The following is a 19,075-nucleotide window of genomic DNA, read 5'->3' as shown; positions in this document are numbered from 1 at the left end:
CCCCCCCCCGGGGGGGCCGCCCCCCCCCCCCCACCCCCCCACCCCCCCCCCCCCCCCCCCCCCCCCCGCGCGCCCCCCCCCCCCGCGGGGGGGGGCCCCCCCCCCGCGGCTCTTGATCTGTGCGGTGTTACGCGGTCAGGCGGACTTCCTGCTGTCCCGCGGGTGCACGGCGATGTTCATGGCGCCGGAGCGCAGGACTGCCAGCCTCTCGGCCAGCACCTCCTCCAGCTCCTCGCGCGTACGCCGCTCCATGAGCATGTCCCAGTGCGTACGCGCAGGCTTGCCCTTCTTCTCCTCGGGGCCATCCCCGTCCACCAGGAGTGCCGTGGCGCCGCACGCCTTGCACTCCCACTCCGCCGGAATTTCCGCTTCTACCGAGAACGGCATCTCAAATCGATGTCCGTTCGGGCATGCGTACTCCACCGCCTGGCGCGGGGCCAGATCGATGCCGCGGTCCGTCTCGTAGCTGGTAACCACGAGTCGCGTACCGCGGAGAGCTCGCTCACTCATGAATCGTGCCTCCCGGGCTTGTCGCCCACAGGACAGGTGTCGCTGTCGTCGTCATCCGGTCAACGTCCGGTCGGCGGTAAAGATTCCCGTTGCCGGTCATGCGTCGCCCGTCGTGCCGCTGCTTGGTCTGGGTTGCTTACCCATCGGTGCCCGGTTTGTCACCACTGGTGGAATTTGTCACCCAACGGTTTGACTTCTTCCGCTCGCAGTAACGGTACTCCGAGCACACCAAAGGCGTACACTACCGGCCTTTCACTTCAACGTCTAAATCCGTTCGGGCACAGGATTGCCCGCGGCGGCCACCGCCGCCCGCACGGGAACCCTCGCCAGCAGCACCGAGCCGAGTGCGAAGAAGAGCACCAGGGACAGGATGGCATCCCGGTAGCTGCCGGTGAGCTGGTAGCCGAGACCGAAGACCAGGGGCCCCAGCCAGCTGAGTCCCCGGTCGCTCATCTCGTAGGCGGAGAAGTACTCCGCCTCCTTCCCGCTCGGCACCAGGTGCGAGAACAGCGACCGCGAGAGGGCCTGGCTGCCCCCCATCACCAGCCCGATCGCCGCCGCCAGGCTGTAGAAGAACACCGGCGCGTCGGCGGGCAGCACGTACGCCGCGGCGAGGATCAGCGTCCAGACGGCCAGCGAGGCGAGAATCGTGCGCTTCGCCCCGAACCGCCGGGCGAGCCGCCCCATCCCCAGGGCCCCCGCCACCGCGAGCACCTGCACGAGCAGGACCGCGGTGATCAAGGTCGTCTGGTCCAGGCCGAGCTCCTCGGAGCCGTACAGCGAGGCCTGGGAGATCACCGTCTGGATGCCGTCGTTGTAGATCAGATAGGCGAGCAGGAAGGCCAGGGTGAGCGGGTGGCGGCGCATGTCCCGCAGCGTCGCCCGCAGCTGGCGCCAGCCCGATCCGACCGATCCGTCCCCGCCGGGAGCCACCCGGTGGTCCCGCAGGCGCCGCAGCGGTACGAGGGCGAAGGCACCCCACCACACCCCGGCCGAGGCGATGCAGATCCTGACCGCGTCGGACTCGGACAGTCCGAACGCGTCATGGCCCGTGTAGAGGACCAGGTTCAGGACGAGGACGAGTGCCCCCGAGGTGTAGCCGAAGGCCCACCCCCGCGAGGAGACCGCGTCGCGTTCCTCCGGGGTGGCGATCTGCGGCAGATAGGCGTTGTAGAGGGCCATCGACACGGAGATCGACGCGTTCGCCACGATCAGGAGGAAGGCCCCCAGCAGATAGCGGTGGCCCTCAAGGAAGAACATGCAGGCCGTGGCCGTCGCACCCGTGTACGCGGCCGCCGCGAGCAGCGGCTTCTTGCGCCCCGTACGGTCCGCCGCCGCGCCCACGACCGGCATGACGACCACCGCCACGATGATGGACGCCGACACCGCGTACGCGAAGAGCGAGCCGGCCCGCACGGGTATGCCCAGCGGATGCACGAACCCGTCCGCGTCGGCGGCCGCCTTGGCGATCGAGGTCAGATAGGGGCCGAGGAAGACGGTGAGGACGCTGGTGGAATACACGGAGCACGCGAAGTCGTAGAAATACCAGCCGCGTTGCTGCCGCTTGCGTTCGGCGGCCTCGGCCGGCCGTCCGGTCGGATCCGCCGTGTCCGCGGTACCGGTGCTCACGCCGCGCCCCCCTCGTGTCCCGTGGCGACGCGGCGGGTGCCGGCGTCAGGCCCAGGCCCCCCGCTCACTCAGCACCGTGCGCAGCGTCTCGATGTGATCGGTCATGATGCCATCCACCCCGAGGTCCAGCAGTGCCGCCATCCGCTCCGGGGCGTTGACCGTCCAGACGTGGACCTGCAGGCCGTGTGCGTGCGCCGCGCGCACGAATCTCCGGTCGACGACACGGATGCCGTTCTGGCTCTCGGGGACCTGCGCGCAGACCGCGCCCGCCCGGAGAGCCGCCGGTATGCCGTACGAGCGCAGCCGCAGGGCCAGCACGCCGCTGACTCCGTAGGAGGTGGCGAGACGCGGGCCCGCCAGGCGGTGGGCCCTGGCCACGCGGGACTCCGAGAAGGACCCCACGCAGACCCGGTCCCAGGCGCCGGTCCTGCGGATCAGGTCGACGAGCGGGCCCAGGGCGGGCTCCGCCTTGATGTCCACGTTCCAGCGGGCGTCCGGGAACTCCTCCAGCAGCTCCTCGAAGAGCGGCAGCGGTTCGCTGCCCGCCACCCGGGCCCGGCGCACGTCGCTCCAGGGCAGCTCGGCCATGCGGCCCCGGGAGTCCGTCACCCGGTCCAGGGTCGCGTCGTGGAAGGCGACCAGGCGGCCGTCCGCCGTGGCGTGCACATCGGTCTCGAAGTAGCGGTAGCCGGCGTCGGCCGCCCGCCGGAACGCGGCCGCGGTGTTCTCCATCCCGTCCGCCGCCCCGCCCCGGTGGGCGAAGGGGATCGTCGAAGGATGGTCCAGATAGGGATGGCGCCCCGGAGTCGTCGCGTTCACCGCGGAAGTATCGCCCCTCGGGGTGTCCCCCCGGCAACGGCCACCGTGCGGGCGTCCGGCGCGGGGAGGTCGAAGAAGCGCAGGAAGAACTGGGCGAGCGGCCCGATGGCGAGGGCGTAGAGGACGGTGCCCGCGCCCAGCGACCCGCCCAGCAGGAAGCCGGACACGACCACGGCCACCTCGAGCGCCGTACGCACCAGCCTGATGGAACGGCCCGTGAGCCGGTTCAGGCCCGTCATCAGACCGTCGCGCGGACCCGGCCCGAACCGCGCGGAGATGTACAGCCCCGTGGCGACGCCGTTGAGCACGATGCCCGCGGCCATCAGCGGGATCCGCGCACCGAGGCCGTGGACGTCCGGGACGAGGGCGAGCGTGCCGTCCATCGCGATGCCGACGGCGAAGACGTTGGACACGGTGCCGAGCCCCGGACGCTGCCTGATCGGGATCCACAGGAGCAGGACGACCGCCCCGACGATGATCGAGACGACGCCGATGGAGATGCCGGTCCGCTCGGCGAGACCCTGGTGGAGGACACCCCACGGTTCCAGGCCGAGTCCGGCGCGCACGAGGAGCGCGGAACTCGCCCCGTACAGCGCCAGCCCCACGTACAGATGGATGAGCCGCCGGGTGAGCCTGGTGCCGCTCCGGACGGTGGTCTCTGTCACGTGGTGCTCCCTGTGTGGTGATGGTGGACTGCTGCATGTCACTCTGTGGCGGGGGATTGGCTCTAAACTATGGCCAATCCGAGGAAGGTGGACTGATTTCCATGGCTCAGTGGACTTCGACCGTCGGTGCGGCACAGCTCGCCCGACAGCTCCAGGGCCAGCAGGCGCGTCCCCTGCCGCCGGGCGTCCGTAAGCCTCCCGCCTACCGCGCCCTCGCCGACGGGGTGCGCCTCCTCGTGCTGGAGGGCAGGGTCCCGGTCGCCGCGCGCCTGCCCGCCGAGCGGGAGCTCGCCCTGGCGCTGTCCCTCAGCCGGACCACCGTCGCCGCCGCCTACGAGGCGCTGCGGGCCGAGGGATTCCTGGAGTCGCGCCGCGGGGCGGGCAGCTGGACCGCGGTCCCCGCCGGCAACCCGCTGCCGGCCCGTGGCCTCGAACCCCTGCCCCCCGAGTCGCTCGGCTCGATGATCGACCTGGGGTGCGCCTCGCTGCCCGCGCCCGAGCCGTGGCTGACCCGGGCCGTCCAGGGCGCCCTGGAGGAACTGCCGCCGTACGCCCACACCCATGGCGACTACCCCGCGGGCCTTCCCGCCCTGCGGCAGATGATCGCGGACCGCTACACCGGGCAGGGCATTCCCACGATGCCCGAACAGATCATGGTCACCACGGGGGCGATGGGCGCCATCGACGCCATCTGCCACCTCTTCGCGGGGCGCGGCGAACGCATCGCCGTGGAGTCCCCGAGCTACGCCAACATCCTCCAGCTCATGCGGGAGGCGGGCGCCAGGCTGGTGCCCGTCGCCATGGAGGAGGGCCTCGGCGGCTGGGACATGAACCGCTGGCGGCAGGTGCTGCGGGATGCCGCGCCGCGGCTGGCCTACGTCGTCGCGGACTTCCACAACCCCACCGGGGCACTGGCCGACGAGCAGCAGCGCCGGGCCCTGGTCGAGGCCGCCCGGTCGGCGGGCACGGTCCTGGTGGTCGACGAGACGATGAACGAGCTGCACCTGGACGCGGACGTCGAGATGCCGCGCAGGGTCTGCGCCTTCGACCCGGCGGGCAGCACCGTCCTGACCGTGGGATCGGCGAGCAAGGCCTTCTGGGCGGGGATGCGGATCGGATGGGTGAGGGCGGCGCCGGACGTCATCCGGAGCCTGGTCGCGGCACGCGCGTACGCCGACATGGGGACGCCGGTGCTGGAGCAGCTCGCCATCAACTGGCTGCTGCGGACGGGCGGCTGGGAGCAGGCCGTGGCGGTCCGGCGTGAGCAGGCGAAGGAGAACAGGGACGACCTGGTGCGGGCGCTGCGCCGCGAGCTGCCGGAATGGGAGTTCGAGGTGCCGCGGGGCGGCCTCACCCTCTGGGTCCGGACCGGCGGGCTCTCCGGGTCCCGGCTGGCCGTGGCGGGCGAGCGGGTCGGCGTGCGCGTCCCGTCGGGACCCCGGTTCGGGGTCGACGGTGCCTTCGAGGGCTATGTGCGGCTGCCGTTCACCGTGGGCGGCCCACTGGCGGACGAGGCGGCGCTGCGGCTGGCCGCCGCCGCCGAGCTGGTCGGCTCCGGGGCGGGGGCGGGAGCCGAGACGCCCCGGACCTTCGTGGCCTGACGCGACGGTGCGCCCCGGACCGTCCTGGTCCGGGGCGCACCGTCGCTCATCCCTCCGCGACCGCCGGGGCTCCGATCAGCTGGTCCTTGTGCGTGGAGACGGGCTCGGCGGCGGCCTCCGGCGCGGTCTGCTCCACCACCGGAGCGCCACCGGGCAGCAGGTCGAGCACCGCCTGCCGGTGGGCCTCGCTCGTCGCCTCGTCGTAGGGGTCCGGAGTGGCCGGCACCTGGATCCGCAGCACCTCCCCGGCGCCCAGCCGGGCGTAGCCGCGGCCCGGCGGGACGTCGGGGGTGGGCGTGGTGTGCGGCGGGACCCCCAGGAACGACTCGACCTGTCCGCGGTCGGCAGGACCGAGGACGACACGTGCCCTGGTGTGGGTCCGCACGGTCTCGGTCAGGGCGTCCAGGCTGTCGAACTGGTCGGCGACGACGACGGTCACACCGGCGGCGCGGCCGTGCCGGAGTGGTACCTGGAGCAGTTCCTGCGGATCCTGCCTGCCGTCGGCGGCGGCCAGGTGCCCCAGGGCGCTCGGGCGGTCCAGGAGGATCCAGAGGGGGCGCTTGGTGTCCTCGGGCTCGGGGTGCCCCGCCTGGCGGGCCCGGTTGGCGGCGATGAGCCGCCGTTCGGTCTCGTGCGCTGCCCACTCGAGTGTCGCGAGGGCCCCGGCCAGCCCGCGCTCCACGGCCAGTACGCCGTCGCGGCCGGTCAGGAAGCCGTACTCGCCGGTGCCGGCCCCCTCCACGACGAGGACGTCGCCGTGCTGGAGGGCCTGCAGGGCGAGGGAGCGCATCAGCGTCGTGGTGCCGCTGCCGGGGTGCCCGGCGATCAGCAGATGGGGCTCGGCCGAACGGGCGCCGGTCCGCCAGATCACCGGTGAGGCATCACGCGTCGCGTCGCCGTCCTGGACCGTGACGCCGCGCCGGACCGCGTCCGCGTCGGTGAACCCCAGCACGGTCTCGCCGGGGGCGGTGACGAAGCGCTGGGCGGCGATGGTGGTGGGGAGCGGGGCCAGCACGGTCATGAGGAGGTGGTTGCCCTCCTCGTCCCAGGCGAAGTGGTACTCGCGGCCCCGGCCGGACTTGGCGTGGAGCACCTGCTCGACCCGGGCGCGGGACACGGGGTCGCCGTCGTCGAAGTAGGCCGGGTAGGTCACCTGGAGCCGTGTGAGACGCCCGTCGCCGTCGAAGGCGTACGACGTGCCGAAGGCCTTCTCCCAGTCGCCGCCGTGGGAGAAGAGCGGGCCGGGGTCGTCGGCCACGGAGAAGTGCGGGACCAGTGCCTCGTACAGCGCCTGGAGGCGCGCGGTCCGCGCCTCGTCCGGGCCGGTCCTCGCGGGGGTACGGTCGTGCCCCCGCCACGCGGCGGCGCCCATCACCGAGATGAGGGCCAGCAGGGGCCCGTAGGGGATGAGCGCCACCGCCAGTACGCAGGCCGCGACGAGGAACAGCACGTGCCCGCGCCGGTCCTTGGGTGTCGCGGCCCATTTCTGCCGCCCTGCTCCCGCCAGCATCCGCAGCCCACGGGTGACCGTGATCAGCGGATGGAGGACGTCGGTGGCGCTGTCGGCGGCCGTGCGCGCGATCTCCCGGCTGCGGGTGATCGAAGCGCTGCCGCCCTTGAGGATGCGGGGAAGTGGTCGCCGGGCCACGTCGGTCTCCTGAGGAGGTGGGAGCGGTTTCGGGGCGTCAGAACTTGATTCCGCCGAGCATGCTGGCGAGGCTCGCCCCGCCCGCCGTGATGCTCGGAGCGATGGCGGTGCCGGCCAGATAGAAGCCGAACAGGGCGCAGATGAGGCCGTGGGAGGCCTTGAGCCCGTCCTTCTTGAAGAACAGGAAGGCGATGATGCCGAGCAGTACCACGCCCGAGATGGAGAGGATCATGAGCGGTTCTCCTGGTTGAGGGGTCAGTCACCATGAGTACTTCCAGGATCACAAGATGTACCTATACGATAAAAGGTGCAACTGAGTGAATATCCCTTGATTTCACTCGACCAGTGGGCGAGAAGTCATCGCCCGGAAGCCCGTACGGGCCGTGTGGACCCGGTCGCCGCAGGAGAAGCGGCGCCCTCGGCGTGATCTTCCGCCGTTCCGGGGCAGGCTGACGACCACCCCGGAGCAGTACCCTGTCGATTCACTCGTACGGCCCCCACGCCGTACCCCCCACCTGGTCGGCAACGGCAATGGAAGGCGGCCCGCCCGATGAGCGAGACCCCCGATCCCGAAGTGATCGAGCTGGCGGCCAAGGTCTTCGACCTGGCCCGCCGCGGCGAGAGCGACACCCTCGCCGCCTACGTCGACGCGGGAGTGCCCGCGAACCTCACCAACGACCGGGGCGACTCCCTGCTGATGCTCGCCGCGTACCACGGGCACGCCCCCGCCGTGGCCGCTCTCGCGGGCCGGGGCGCCGACCCGGACCGGGCCAACGACCGGGGGCAGACCCCGTTGGCCGGAGCCGTCTTCAAGGGGGAGCGCGACGTGATCGACGTGCTGCTCGCCGCGGGGGCCGATCCGGCCGCCGGGACGCCCTCCGCGCTGGACACCGCCCGGATGTTCGGCAAGGACGACCTGCTGGAACTGTTCGGTGCGCGCTGAGACGCCCTCCCGGCCGCCGGCCGGCCGTTGCGCCGTAAATGTGGTCGCGTCGGCGAAATGGCTGGGTCATCATGACGTCGCGGGTCCGTTCCGGGCCACCGACGAGAGGCAGAGGAAGATGAGCACCAGGCAGAAGACGGCGGTCGGCCGATCATGTTGCTGCGCGGCCTAGGGGATGTCACCCCGGCACATGGAACAGCACAGTCCCGGTTGCGTCGACAGCTTGATGTGAGGCTTTCCCCATGTTCGATCCGTTCATAGCGCCGAGCGGCACCCTGCTCGGCCTGCTGCAGAGGGGCCGCGGCGACGGCACGCTCCACGCGCTCGCCGCCCCGCGTCCCGAGGCCCTCGCGGCGCTCAACCACTGCGTCCTGAGCGATCCGCGTCATGACTGGCAGGTGGAGAACCGCTCCCTCTACTACGCCCGCCTCTACCTCGACCTCGACGGTGGCACCGAGGAGATCGAGCGCCACCTGTGGGACGCCGAGGACCGGCTCGACACCGAGGACTCACGCACGGGCCTCGCGCTCTCCGTGCTCGGACACCTCGCCTCCTACGGGCGCGACGACGCCCTCGTGCTCCTGCGCAGGTACGCCGCGACGGGGAGCAACTGGGCCTGGGCGCTCGACGAGCTGGCGCTGCGTGACGACGACGCCGGCCTCCGCTCCCTCGCCGAGGCCGTGCTCGACCGTTTCCCCGCGACCGCGGAGGGCACGGCCGACCTCGCCGCCGCGGTGCGCGACGCCTTCGAGCCCCGCCCCTGGCGGCTCTGGGCCGACGACCCGCGCGCGACGGTCGGCGGCCGGGTCAGGGCGGCGACGGAGCAGGGATCCTTCGACCGATGGCAGCGGCAGATGCGGCCCGGCGGACCGCGGCCCGGCTGGAGCGTCCAGGCCGTCTTCGACTGGGCCCAGGAAGGGGTGGAGCGCGGCCATGCGCTCCACGTCCCGGCGGCCCGCTGCCTCTCGGCCGTAGCCGGGGCCGAGGACCGTCCCCTGATCGTCGAGGCCGCCCGCGCCGGATCCGAGGGCGCGCGCTGCGCCGCCCTGCACTATCTGGCGGAGGCCCGCGACCCCGCCGTGCTCGACCTCGTCGAGCAGGCCGTCGCCGGCCCGTCCCGCACCGTCGCCGAGGCCGCCGTCGCGGCCTTCGAGCGCATGTGCGGAGACGCGGCGGTCGACCGCGCCCGGCGCTGGGCCCACCGGCCCGACGCCCTCGGAGCCTCGGCCGCCGGAGTCCTGGCCTGCCGCGGCGCCGCTCAGGACGCGCCGCTCGTCCTCTCCGCCCTGCGCGAGGCGGTCCGGGGCGAGGGGCCCGACGCCCCGCGCCTGTGGACCCTCGTCGACGGCGCGGGCCGCCTGGGCATCGCCTGCGCCGCTCCCGTGCTGCGCCACGTGTACCGGGAGACGTCCTCCTCGCACCTGCGGGGCCGGGCCGCCCGGGCGCTGGCCGCCACCGACCCGTCCTTCGCCAGCGGATTCGCCGTCGAATGCCTCTGGGACTGTGAGGAGACCACCCGGGAACTGGCGGCACACCACGCGGAGACGGGTGACATCCGGGTCGCCGAACGGCTGCGGCGCCTCGCCGCCGACCCCGCCGAAGAGGCCGAGGTCCAGACCGCCGTACGCAGCAGGATCGGGCCGGACGCGCCCGCAGTCTGAACCCGGGCTCCGCCGGTGACGGAGCACGGGAGCCGCGCGCCGGGGGCGCGCGGCGCGACACGCCCACAGGACGTCCCCAGACGTTCCACCTGCGGAAAGATCCAAGTCGGCGGGGGCACGCCCGGCGCGGCGACAACACCCCTATGCGTGTCGTCATCGTCACCGAATCCTTCCCGCCCGATGTCAACGGCGTGGCCCACTGCACCCTGCAGACCGCCCGTCACCTCGCCGCCCGCGGTCACCAGCCGCTCGTCATAGCCCCGGCCGGGCCGACGGCCGCCACCGACTCCGCGTACGCCGGCGATCCCTGCCCCGTGGTGCGCGTCCCCTCCCTCCCCCTCCCCGGCTACCCGCAGGTCCGGGTGGCTCTCCCCGGCCGGAGGCTCGCCGCCGCACTCACCGGGCACCGCGCCGAACTCGTCCACCTGGCCGGGCCGTTCGTCCTCGGCGTCCGCGGCATGGCCGTGGCCGCCAGGCTGGGCCTCCCCACCGTCGCCGTCTACCAGACCGACCTGGCCGGCTACGCCCGCACCTATCTGGGCACCGGGGAGAGCGCCGCCTGGCGCCGCCTGCGCGCCGTGCACAGCGCCGCGGACCTCACCCTCGCCCCCTCGTCCGCGGCATCGCGCGACCTCATCGACCACGGCGTACCCCGAGTACGCCTGTGGCCGCGCGGAGTCGACACCGAGCGGTTCCGTCCCGGACTGCGTGACGAGGCACTCCGCCGGACCCTCGCCCCGGGCGGAGAGAAGATCATCGGCTACGTGGGCAGGCTCGCGCCCGAGAAGCACGTCGAGCTCCTCGCCCGCGCCTGCTCGCTGCCGGGGGTGCGCGTCGTGGTCGTGGGCGACGGCCCGAGCGAGGCATCGCTCCGCCCCGCGCTGCCCGGCGCCGTCTTCCTGGGGCGGCGCACGGGCGAGGACCTCGCCCGTTTCTTCGCCTCCCTGGACGTCTTCGTGCACACGGGGCCGTACGAGACCTTCTGCCAGACGGTGCAGGAGGCCATGGCCTCCGGGGTCCCGGTCGTGGCCCCGGCGGCCGGCGGACCACTGGACCTCGTCGCCCACGGGCGCACCGGGCTCCTGGTGCCGCCCCACGACGCCGAGGCCGTACGGGAGGCGGTCGCCGCCCTCGTCGCGGACCCCGCGCGCGCCGAGGCATTCGGGAGGACCGCGCGGGCGCTGGTCGAGAACCGCACCTGGGAAGCCGTCGGCGACCAGCTCCTGGGCCACTACGACGAGGTCATGCGCGGCCGGACGGCGGTGGCCGCGTGAACGGGCGCGCCCCCGGCGGTCTCAGGATCGTGCGGCTGGCGAACTTCGTGACCCCGGCCTCCGGCGGACTGCGCACCGCGCTGGACGAGCTCGGGCGCGGCTACCGGGCGGCGGGCCACGAGCCGGTGCTGATCGTCCCCGGCGCCGCGGCGAGCGACGTACCTGCCCCGCAGGGCAGGGTGCTCACCCTGCCCGGGCCGGAGCTGCCGGGCACCGGCGGCTACCGGGTGCTGGTGGACCGAAGGCGGCTCAGGCGGCTCCTGGAGGAACTCCGCCCCGACCGCCTCGAGGTCTCGGACCGGACCACGCTGCGATGGACGGGGGAGTGGGCCCGGCGCGCCCGCGTCCCCGCCGTCATGGTGTCCCACGAGACGGCCGACGGGGTGCTCCGCACGTGGGGTGTGCCCGCTGCCGCCGCGGGACGCACCGCCGACCGGCTCAACGCGCGCAGCGCCCACGCCTACGCCCGGATCGTGTGCACCACCGAATGGGCGGAGCGCGAGTTCGTGCGGATCGGTGTGCGCAACGTGGTGCGCGCACCGCTCGGGGTCGACCTCCGGCGCTGCCACCCGGACCTGCGCAGCGCGGCACTGCGCGCGCGCCACCTGCGCGGTGCGGAGGTCCTGCTGCTGCTCGGCTCACGGCTCTCCGTGGAGAAGCGGCCCGGCCGTGCCCTCGACGCCCTGGCGGCGCTGAGGCACCTCGGCGTGCGAGCGGCCCTGGTGGTGGCGGGTGACGGCCCGCTGCGCGCCGAGCTGGAGAACAGGGCGCGTGCGGAGCGGCTGCCCGTCGCCTTCCTCGGCCATGTACACGACCGCGCGGAGCTGGCCCGTCTCCAGGCCAGCGCCGACCTGTGCCTCGCGCCGGGGCCGGCGGAGACCTTCGGACTCTCGGCCCTGGAAGCCCTCGCGTGCGGCACCCCTGTGGTGGCGAGCTCCGGCTCCGCCCTGCCGGAGGTGATCGGCTCGGCCGGGCTCGCGGCCGCCGACACCGGCCAGGCGTTCGCCGCCGCGCTCCGGGAGCTGCTCGCCAGGCCGGAAGGAGAGCGCCGGGCCGAGGCCCGGGCGCGGGCCGGACTCTTCGGCTGGGACCGGTCGGTGGCGGCGTTCCTGGCCGCCCACGACGTCCGGCAGCGGCACGGGGCCCTGGAGGCGCGGCCGTGAGCGGGGCGGCGGTACACCGCGCCTGGGCCGCGTGCGGGACGGCCACGCAGGCCCGGACGCCCGGCACGCCGGCTCCGGTACGCGCCGGAGCCGCCCCGGACACCGTACGGTTCGCCGCGCTCGGGGACTCGCTGACCGAAGGCATCGGAGATCCGGTTCCCGGCGGCTGGCGGGGCTGGGCGGCCCTCCTCGCGGAGGGACTCGGCGAGGAGGGGCAGCGCGTGGAGTTCCGCAACCTCGCCGTCGCCGGTGCGCTCTCCGCCGACGTCCACGAGCGCCAGGCCGCGGCCGCGGTGCGGTTCCGGCCCGACCTCGCCTCGGTTGTCGTCGGCGTCAACGACACCCTGCGCCGGTCCTTCGACATCCACCGCCTGGCCGTGCGGCTCGACGAGGTCTGCGCCCTGCTCGCCGGACGCGGCGCCGTGCTCCTGACCGCGTGCCTGCCCGATCCCGGCACGGCGCTGGGGCTCCCGGGCCCGCTGCGCCGGCCCCTGGCGCGGCGCCAGGCGGCGGTCAACGCCGTGGTGCACGCCCTGTCCGCCCGCTACGACACCGTCCACCTGCACGCGTCGGACCGGGACTGGACGGATGACCGTTCGCTGTGGAGCGTCGACCGGCTCCACCCCGCCGAGCGGGGCCACCGGCGGCTGGCCGCCGGCTTCCACCTGCTGCTCGCCGAACGGGGACTCGCGTGCGGCGCCCCGCCGGACCCTGAACCGGGGCAGCCGCCGCCGTCCCGGCTGGCCGGTGCTCTCTGGCTGGCCACGGAGGGCACCGGCTGGCTGGCCCGGCGCAGCACCGACCTCCTGCCGCAGCTGCTCGGGCTCGCGGCGGCCGAGGCCTGCCACTGGGCGCGCGGCACCGCCGAACGGCTCGACGACCGGGCCGAGGGGGCGCTGCGCCAGGCACTGGGCGATCTGCCGCGTTCACCGCTTCTGCACGGGTCCGTCCCGCGCGCCAGAATGGAGGGATGACCGGACGCTGGGAGTTCTGGATCGACCGCGGCGGCACCTTCACGGACGTGGTGGGACGTGACCCCGGAGGCCGGCTGATCTCCCGCAAGCTGCTGTCGCACGACCCCGGCCGCCACCGCGACGCGGCCGTCGTCGGCATCCGGCTGCTGCTCGGTCTCGGCCCCGACGACCCGGTCCCCGCCGACCGGGTCGCGGGCGTCAAGATGGGCACCACGGTCGCCACCAACGCCCTCCTCGAGCGGCGGGGCGAGCCGACCGCCCTGCTCGTCACCGAGGGTTTCCGCGACGCCCTGCGGATCGCGTACCAGAACCGGCCGCGCCTCTTCGACCGCCGCATCCTGCTCCCCGAGGCGGTGTACGACCGGGTCATCGAGGTCCCGGAGCGTCATGACGCCCGGGGCGGGGTGGTCAGGGGCCTCGACCGCGCAGCCGTGGCGGAGCGGCTGCGGGCGGCCTACGAGGACGGGATCCGCAGCGCGGCCGTCGTACTCATGCACGGCTACCGCCACCCGGACCACGAGCTGGCCGTCGCGGAGGAGGCCAGGGACGCGGGCTTCACCCAGGTCAGTTGCTCGCACGAGGTCAGCCCGCTGATCAGGCTCGTGCCACGCGGCGACACCACCGTCGTCGACGCCTACCTCTCCCCGATCCTCCGCCGCTACGTCGAGGAGGTGGCCGGTGAACTCGCGGGGATCCGCCTCATGTTCATGCAGTCCAACGGCGGGCTGCGCGAGGCGGCGCACTTCCGGGGCAAGGACGCCGTGCTCTCCGGCCCCGCCGGGGGTGTCGTGGGCATGGCCCGCACATCGCGGCAGGCGGGCCACGACCGGGTCATCGGCTTCGACATGGGCGGCACCTCCACCGATGTCTCCCACTACGCCGGTGAGTTCGAACGCGAACTCGGCACACAGGTGGCGGGGGTGCGGATGAGCGCGCCCATGATGAGCGTCCACACCGTGGCGGCCGGCGGCGGTTCCGTCCTGCACTTCGACGGCCGCCGCTACCGGGTCGGCCCCGACTCGGCCGGGGCCGACCCCGGCCCCGCCTGCTACCGGCGGGGCGGGCCCCTCACCGTCACCGACGCCAACGTGATGCTCGGGCGCATCCGCCCGGAGCACTTCCCGGCGGTCTTCGGGCCCCATGGCGACCAGCCGCTCGACGACACCCTCGTCACGGAGCGCTTCGAGGAACTCGCCGAGGAGGTGTCGGCCGCCACCGGGCTCCGGCGCACGGCCGCCGAGGTGGCCGCCGGCTTCCTGGAGATCGCGGTGCTCAACATGGCGAACGCCGTGAAGAGGATCTCCGTCCAGCGCGGTCACGACGTCACCCGCTACGCGCTCACGGGCTTCGGCGGCGCGGGCGGACAGCACGTCTGCGCCGTCGCCGACGCCCTGGGCATCGACACGGTCCTCGTTCCGCCTCTCGCAGGCGTCCTCTCCGCGTACGGGATCGGTCTCGCCGACGCCACCGCGATGCGCGAGCAGTCCGTCGAGGCCGGACTGGACGAGGAGACCGGAGTCCGGGTGGGCCGCGTCTGCGACGGACTGGCCGAGCGCACCCGTGCCGAACTCCGCGCGGACGGCGTCCCCGACAGCGCCATCGGCACCCGCGCGCGGATCCTCCTCCGGTACGCCGGAACGGACGCCGCGCTGCCCGTCGCCCGCGGCGCCGTGGCCGCCATGGCGGAGGAGTTCGCCGAGGTCCACCGCGCGCGGTACGGATTCACGACGGACAAGCCCCTGGTGGTCGAGGCCGTCTCCGTGGAAGCCACCGGAACGGCCGGTCCGCACATCCCGCCCCGGGCCGGAGCGCCCGCCGGGCAGGGGCGGCGCGGGCCCCTGGGGACCGTCTCGATGTTCACCGGGGGCGAGTGGCGGGACACCGGCCTGTACCGCCGCGAGTCGCTGCGCACCGACGACACCGTGACGGGTCCGGCGGTCGTGGCCGAGGACGACGCCACCACCGTCGTCGACCCCGGCTGGAGGGCCGAGGCGGGACCGGCCGGACACCTCGTGCTGCACCGGGCCGACGCGCGACCCGAGCGGACCGCCGTCGGCACCCGGGTGGACCCGGTCATGCTCGAGGTGTTCAACAACCTCTTCATGTCGATCGCCGAACAGATGGGCGTGCGACTGGAGAACACGGCGCACTCCGTCAACATCAAGGAACGGCTGGACTTCTCGTGCGCCCTGTTCGACGCGGACGGCAACCTGGTGGCCAACGCTCCCCACATCCCGGTCCACCTGGGGTCGATGGGGGAGTCCATCAGGGAGGTGCTCCGGCGCAACGAGGGTGCCCTGAGGCCCGGTGACGTGTACGCCGTCAACGATCCCTACCACGGAGGGACGCACCTCCCCGACGTGACCGTCGTGACGCCCGTGTTCGAGGCCGACGACGGGACCTCGGACGGACGCGGGCCCGTGCTCCGCTTCCTGGTGGCCTCACGCGGCCACCACGCCGAGATCGGCGGCATCACACCCGGCTCCATGCCCGCCTTCAGCCGCACGGTCGAGGAGGAGGGCGTCCTCTTCGACAACTGGCTGCTGGTGCGCGACGGAGCCTTCCGGGAGGAGGAGACCCGCAGGCTGCTCACCACAGCCGCCCACCCCTCACGCGACCCTGGGACCAACCTCGCCGACCTGCGCGCCCAGATCGCCGCCAACGAGAAGGGCATCACCGAACTGCGGCGCATGACCCGGCAGTTCGGGCAGGAGGTCGTGGAGGCGTACATGGGCCACGTCCAGGACAACGCCGAGGAGTCCGTACGCCGTATCGTGGCCGGGCTCCGCGACGGATCCTGCCGCTACGAGACCGACAACGGGGCCGTCATCGAGGTGAGTGTGACCGTGGACCGCGACGCCCGCCGGGCCGTCATCGACTTCGAGGGAACCTCCCCCCAGCAGTCCGGCAACTTCAACGCCCCCAGGTCCGTGGTCATGGCCGCCGTCCTCTACGTGTTCCGGACCCTGGTCGAGGAGGACATCCCCCTCAACAGCGGCTGCCTGAAGCCCCTGGACATCCGCGTCCCGGAGGGATCGATGCTGGCCCCCGTCCACCCGGCGGCGACCGTCGCAGGCAACGTCGAGACCTCCCAGGCCGTCACCGGCGCCCTCTACGCGGCCCTGGGCGTCCAGGCCGAGGGGGCCGGCACGATGAACAACCTCACCTTCGGCAACGACCGCGTCCAGTACTACGAGACGGTCGCCAGCGGTTCGGGAGCCGGTGACGGCTTCGACGGCGCGGACGCCGTGCAGACCCACATGACCAACTCGCGGCTCACCGACCCGGAGATCCTGGAGTGGCGCTACCCGGTACTGCTGGAGAGCTTCGGCGTGCGTGAGGACAGCGGCGGCCGGGGCCGGTGGCACGGCGGGCGCGGAGTGGAACGCAGACTCCGCTTCCTCGAACCCGTCACCGTCGCCCTCCTGTCGGGACACCGCAGGGTTCCGCCCTACGGCATGGCCGGAGGCGGCCCCGGAGCACTCGGGGAGCAGTACGTCGAACGGGCCGACGGCACGACCGTGACCCCCCTCGAAGGATGCGACACCGCCGAGCTGGAGGCCGGTGACGTCCTGGTGCTGCGCACCCCCGGAGGCGGCGGTTACGGCCGCCCGTGACCGGTCGCTTCTGCGCCGTTTCGACCGTTGTCGGTGCGAGGACCTAATCTGTGCAGCGTGACTTCGCCTGCCGACACCCACACCGCTGCGCCCCAGCTCAGCGCGGGACCGAGGCCCGCCCCGGGACCCGCCGCCGACGAGGGGCTCTCGCGTCGGCTGCGCGCGCTCGCCTGCACGGCCCCCCTGCACGACCTCGACGTGCGCAAGGCGAATCTGGCCGGCGAGTACACCGTCTACGCGATGGCCGAGGTCGCCCTCGCCGCGATCGACCTCGTCACCCTCAACATGGACTTCGACACCGGTGCCGACCACGACCAGATAGTGGCCAGACTCCTGCCGCGGGTCGCGGCCCAGGCACCCCGCCGGTCCGTCACCGAACACGAGCGGGTCGCGCGCTGGGTCCTGGAGAACCTCATCAACGTCGGGAGCGTGGACCGCGGCTTCCGCGCGGTGTACGGCACCTTCGGGCCCGACGGCGTCTACGTCCGCAGGGACTACGACTTCAAGCTCATCGAGGAGGTCCCGGGCCACGGCGGCAGCGTCTACCTCCGGGCCACCGACGAGGCGGTCAACGTCCTGGTCGGCGCCCTCGACACGGACGTCACCAGCGCCCAGATCGCCGCCGAGGTGAAGCTTGAGGTCCTCATCAGCCGAGGCCGCCTCGCCGACGCCCAGCTCGCCGCCGAGCAGGCCCGCTACCGCACCGTGCAGTACGCCGAGACCCTCCGCAGGACCCTGGAGGCGACCCGGCGCAACGTCCGCGCCGTCGACTGGCTCAACGCCGTACCCGACATGATCACCGAGGCGCTGGACCACGTCGCCGACCGCTACCGCCACGAGAACGCGATCCTCACCAACATCCGCAAGGCCAGGGACGAGGCGGAGGAACCGGAGCACAAACGCCGTGCCGCCGAGCTCGTCGACATCGTCAAGGACTGCATCCGCCGCCACACCCAGCTCCAGTCCAGACTGCTGGAGGCGGGACCGCTCTTCCGCGCGGAGCAGGACCGACAGGCCTTCGCCACCCCCACCGCGCAGGCCGGCCTCGACCTGTACGGACAGCTCGTCGTGCCGCTCCTGCCGCTTCCCGTCGAGCAGGCCATCCGGGCCACCGACGCGTTCTTCGCGCACGGCACCGGGCTGCGCACGCCCGCCTCGGTCCGTGTCGCCGACCTCGTCGAACTGCTGCTCGTGCCCCCCGTGGAGCGGGAACACCTGGGCGCGGAGATGCCCGAGCCCGACCTCATCGCGACCCCGGACGACAGCCGGTTCAGCGAGGAGCAGCTCGGGCACGCCATGGATCTCCTCGATCTGGAGCACGACGCCCCCCGACGCCTCTCCGGACTCCTCGCGGAGGCCCGGCTGCGCGACCCCGAGCTGCCCTACCTGGTCGCCCTGCTCGCCGTCCACGCCGCGAGCCCGCCGGTCGGTACGGCCTACCGCCAGGGCGAACGCAGACTGCTCTTCGCCGTCGACGACGGCACCCCGCTCGAGGACCACGAGTTCGGCGGGGCCGACCTGATAGTGGGCATGGCCCTGCTGGACGCGGCGGGCATGGCCGCGGACCGCAAGGACGCCTCGTGAGCGTCCCCGGCCCGACCACCCGCCCCCCACTGCCGCCCGAGCGCGGCACCCGTACCGAGGAGCCACCGAGTTGAGCGAGCAGTACGCCGAGCACGCCGAGGCGTGGGGTGACCCGCCCCCCGCCCACGCGGCCGATCCCGCACGGCCGGCCGCTCCCGCCACGGTCACCCCCGCCGACGCGGCCGACGCGGCCCGGCTGGTCTCCTTCGGGCTCCAGCCCAGACTGATGCCGGCCCGCGACGCCGAATACACCGACCTGCTCCGCCGCTACCGTGAGGAACCCGCCTTCGCTCGACTCGCCGACGCGGTCGCCACCGGGCTCGGACTCGTCGTCCTGGAGGTCTCCACCCGCGCGGGGATGGCCGTGACCGCGGGTGAGGACTCGGTCTTCGCCGTCCGCATGGGCGACTACGCCCGGCGCGCCTCCTCCGACTCCGCCGACCGCTTCCTGCACGGTCTCGCCCACCTCGCCGTCGCCGCCATGGCCTTCCCCAGGCCCGAGGACCTGGCCGACGACTCCTACATCGGCCGCATCACGGTCAACGGCGTCGACGCGTTCGTCCGCCAGGCCTGCCGGCGTCTGGAGGAAAGGGCCGAGGAGCAGGGCGACAACACCGACCCCTCCACCGACGCCCCCGGCCTGGAATCGGGGTGGCGCGTCTACGCCCGGCGCAGCGCCACCGGAGCCACCAAGGACGCCCGCCGCCTCGCCGGATCCACCACGGGCATCATCGGCAAGGCCGTCGCCTTCCTCACCGACTCGGGCTTCCTCCAGCGCACCGGCGACGACGCGGGCGGCGCCTACCGCACCACGGCCCGCTACCAGCTCCAGGTCCGCGACATGGCGGGCGGCGCCGCCATGGCCGAGCTGCTGGAACTCGGCGTCGTCCCGGTCACGGACGGTTCCGCCACGCTGCTGCCCCCGCCCGACGCCGAAGGCCTGGACATGGCCGCCGACGCGGGACTCCCCTTCCACTCCTGATTCCC

The 19,075-nt window shown here is 73.5% G+C and carries 15 protein-coding genes; 9 read left to right on the top strand and 6 right to left on the bottom strand.

The genetic code is table 11. From position 1 onward, the window contains the following. Nucleotides 1-135 precede the first annotated feature (135 nt). The 4 genes from ACIRJR_RS21160 to ACIRJR_RS21145 all read right to left on the bottom strand — a co-directional run bounded on the left by ACIRJR_RS21160 (nt 136) and on the right by ACIRJR_RS21145 (nt 3,623). Nucleotides 136-510, bottom strand: coding sequence for an RNA polymerase-binding protein RbpA (locus ACIRJR_RS21160; protein ID WP_078598328.1), 375 nt, complete (start codon nt 508-510; stop codon nt 136-138). Between the two features lie 264 nt (nt 511-774). Further along, nucleotides 775-2,139 carry an MFS transporter gene (locus ACIRJR_RS21155; protein ID WP_403782964.1) on the bottom strand — a complete coding sequence of 455 codons (1,365 nt, stop codon included), beginning with the start codon at nt 2,137-2,139 and terminating at the stop codon, nt 775-777. Nucleotides 2,140-2,184: 45 nt separating this feature from the next. Further along, nucleotides 2,185-2,958, bottom strand: a complete 774-nt coding sequence (locus tag ACIRJR_RS21150) for a glycerophosphodiester phosphodiesterase family protein (RefSeq protein ID WP_403782961.1) — start codon at nt 2,956-2,958, stop codon at nt 2,185-2,187. Further along, complete coding sequence (locus tag ACIRJR_RS21145; RefSeq protein ID WP_403782958.1) at nt 2,955-3,623, bottom strand: YitT family protein; 669 nt, start codon at nt 3,621-3,623, stop codon at nt 2,955-2,957. Before ACIRJR_RS21145 ends, ACIRJR_RS21150 begins: the two co-directional genes overlap by 4 nt. A gap of 101 nt (nt 3,624-3,724) precedes the next feature. Between ACIRJR_RS21145 and ACIRJR_RS21140 the strand changes: the two genes are divergently transcribed. Continuing rightward, nucleotides 3,725-5,224, top strand: a complete 1,500-nt coding sequence (locus ACIRJR_RS21140; protein ID WP_403782955.1) for a PLP-dependent aminotransferase family protein — start codon at nt 3,725-3,727, stop codon at nt 5,222-5,224. A gap of 46 nt (nt 5,225-5,270) precedes the next feature. On the opposite strand, the gene ACIRJR_RS21135 is transcribed toward ACIRJR_RS21140, so the two are convergent. Together ACIRJR_RS21135 and ACIRJR_RS21130 are read right to left on the bottom strand one after the other, a co-directional pair. Continuing rightward, a complete protein-coding gene (locus ACIRJR_RS21135) occupies nt 5,271-6,872 on the bottom strand; it encodes a hypothetical protein (protein ID WP_403782952.1) in 1,602 nt (533 codons plus the stop codon). Nucleotides 6,873-6,909: 37 nt separating this feature from the next. Next, on the bottom strand, nt 6,910-7,104 hold the full coding sequence (locus ACIRJR_RS21130; protein ID WP_056787333.1) for a hypothetical protein: 195 nt from the start codon (nt 7,102-7,104) through the stop codon (nt 6,910-6,912). 318 nt (nt 7,105-7,422) lie between these two features. Between ACIRJR_RS21130 and ACIRJR_RS21125 the strand changes: the two genes are divergently transcribed. The 8 genes from ACIRJR_RS21125 to ACIRJR_RS21090 all read left to right on the top strand — a co-directional run bounded on the left by ACIRJR_RS21125 (nt 7,423) and on the right by ACIRJR_RS21090 (nt 19,070). Further along, nucleotides 7,423-7,815 (top strand): ankyrin repeat domain-containing protein, encoded by a 393-nt coding sequence (locus tag ACIRJR_RS21125; RefSeq protein ID WP_403782949.1) that lies wholly within the window; start codon nt 7,423-7,425, stop codon nt 7,813-7,815. 242 nt (nt 7,816-8,057) lie between these two features. After that, complete coding sequence (locus ACIRJR_RS21120; RefSeq protein ID WP_403782946.1) at nt 8,058-9,476, top strand: HEAT repeat domain-containing protein; 1,419 nt, start codon at nt 8,058-8,060, stop codon at nt 9,474-9,476. A 143-nt stretch (nt 9,477-9,619) separates the two neighbouring features. Then, nucleotides 9,620-10,750, top strand: coding sequence for a glycosyltransferase family 4 protein (locus ACIRJR_RS21115; protein WP_403782943.1), 1,131 nt, complete (start codon nt 9,620-9,622; stop codon nt 10,748-10,750). Then, complete coding sequence (locus tag ACIRJR_RS21110; RefSeq protein WP_403782940.1) at nt 10,747-11,913, top strand: glycosyltransferase; 1,167 nt, start codon at nt 10,747-10,749, stop codon at nt 11,911-11,913. The genes ACIRJR_RS21115 and ACIRJR_RS21110 overlap by 4 nt, the downstream gene beginning before the upstream one ends. Nucleotides 11,914-12,044: 131 nt before the next feature. Beyond that, nucleotides 12,045-12,887: an SGNH/GDSL hydrolase family protein gene (locus tag ACIRJR_RS21105; RefSeq protein ID WP_403783633.1), complete on the top strand. Its 843-nt coding sequence runs from the start codon at nt 12,045-12,047 to the stop codon at nt 12,885-12,887. Next, entirely contained in the window at nt 12,884-16,504 is a 3,621-nt protein-coding gene (locus ACIRJR_RS21100) for a hydantoinase B/oxoprolinase family protein (protein ID WP_403782937.1), read from the top strand. The genes ACIRJR_RS21105 and ACIRJR_RS21100 overlap by 4 nt, the downstream gene beginning before the upstream one ends. 57 nt (nt 16,505-16,561) lie before the next feature. Beyond that, nucleotides 16,562-18,088, top strand: coding sequence for a hypothetical protein (locus ACIRJR_RS21095; RefSeq protein ID WP_403782934.1), 1,527 nt, complete (start codon nt 16,562-16,564; stop codon nt 18,086-18,088). A 70-nt stretch (nt 18,089-18,158) separates the two neighbouring features. Then, the gene (locus ACIRJR_RS21090) at nt 18,159-19,070 is read left to right on the top strand and encodes a hypothetical protein (RefSeq protein WP_403782931.1); all 912 of its coding nucleotides are present in this window, start codon (nt 18,159-18,161) and stop codon (nt 19,068-19,070) included. Nucleotides 19,071-19,075: the final 5 nt, after the last annotated feature.

It is taken from the genome of Streptomyces sp. NPDC102402 (genome assembly GCF_044765765.1).
Taxonomy (GTDB): Bacteria; Actinomycetota; Actinomycetes; order Streptomycetales; family Streptomycetaceae; genus Streptomyces.
The sequence above is the reverse complement of the archived record's forward strand: the minus strand, read 5'-3'. Positions and strand labels throughout refer to the sequence as shown.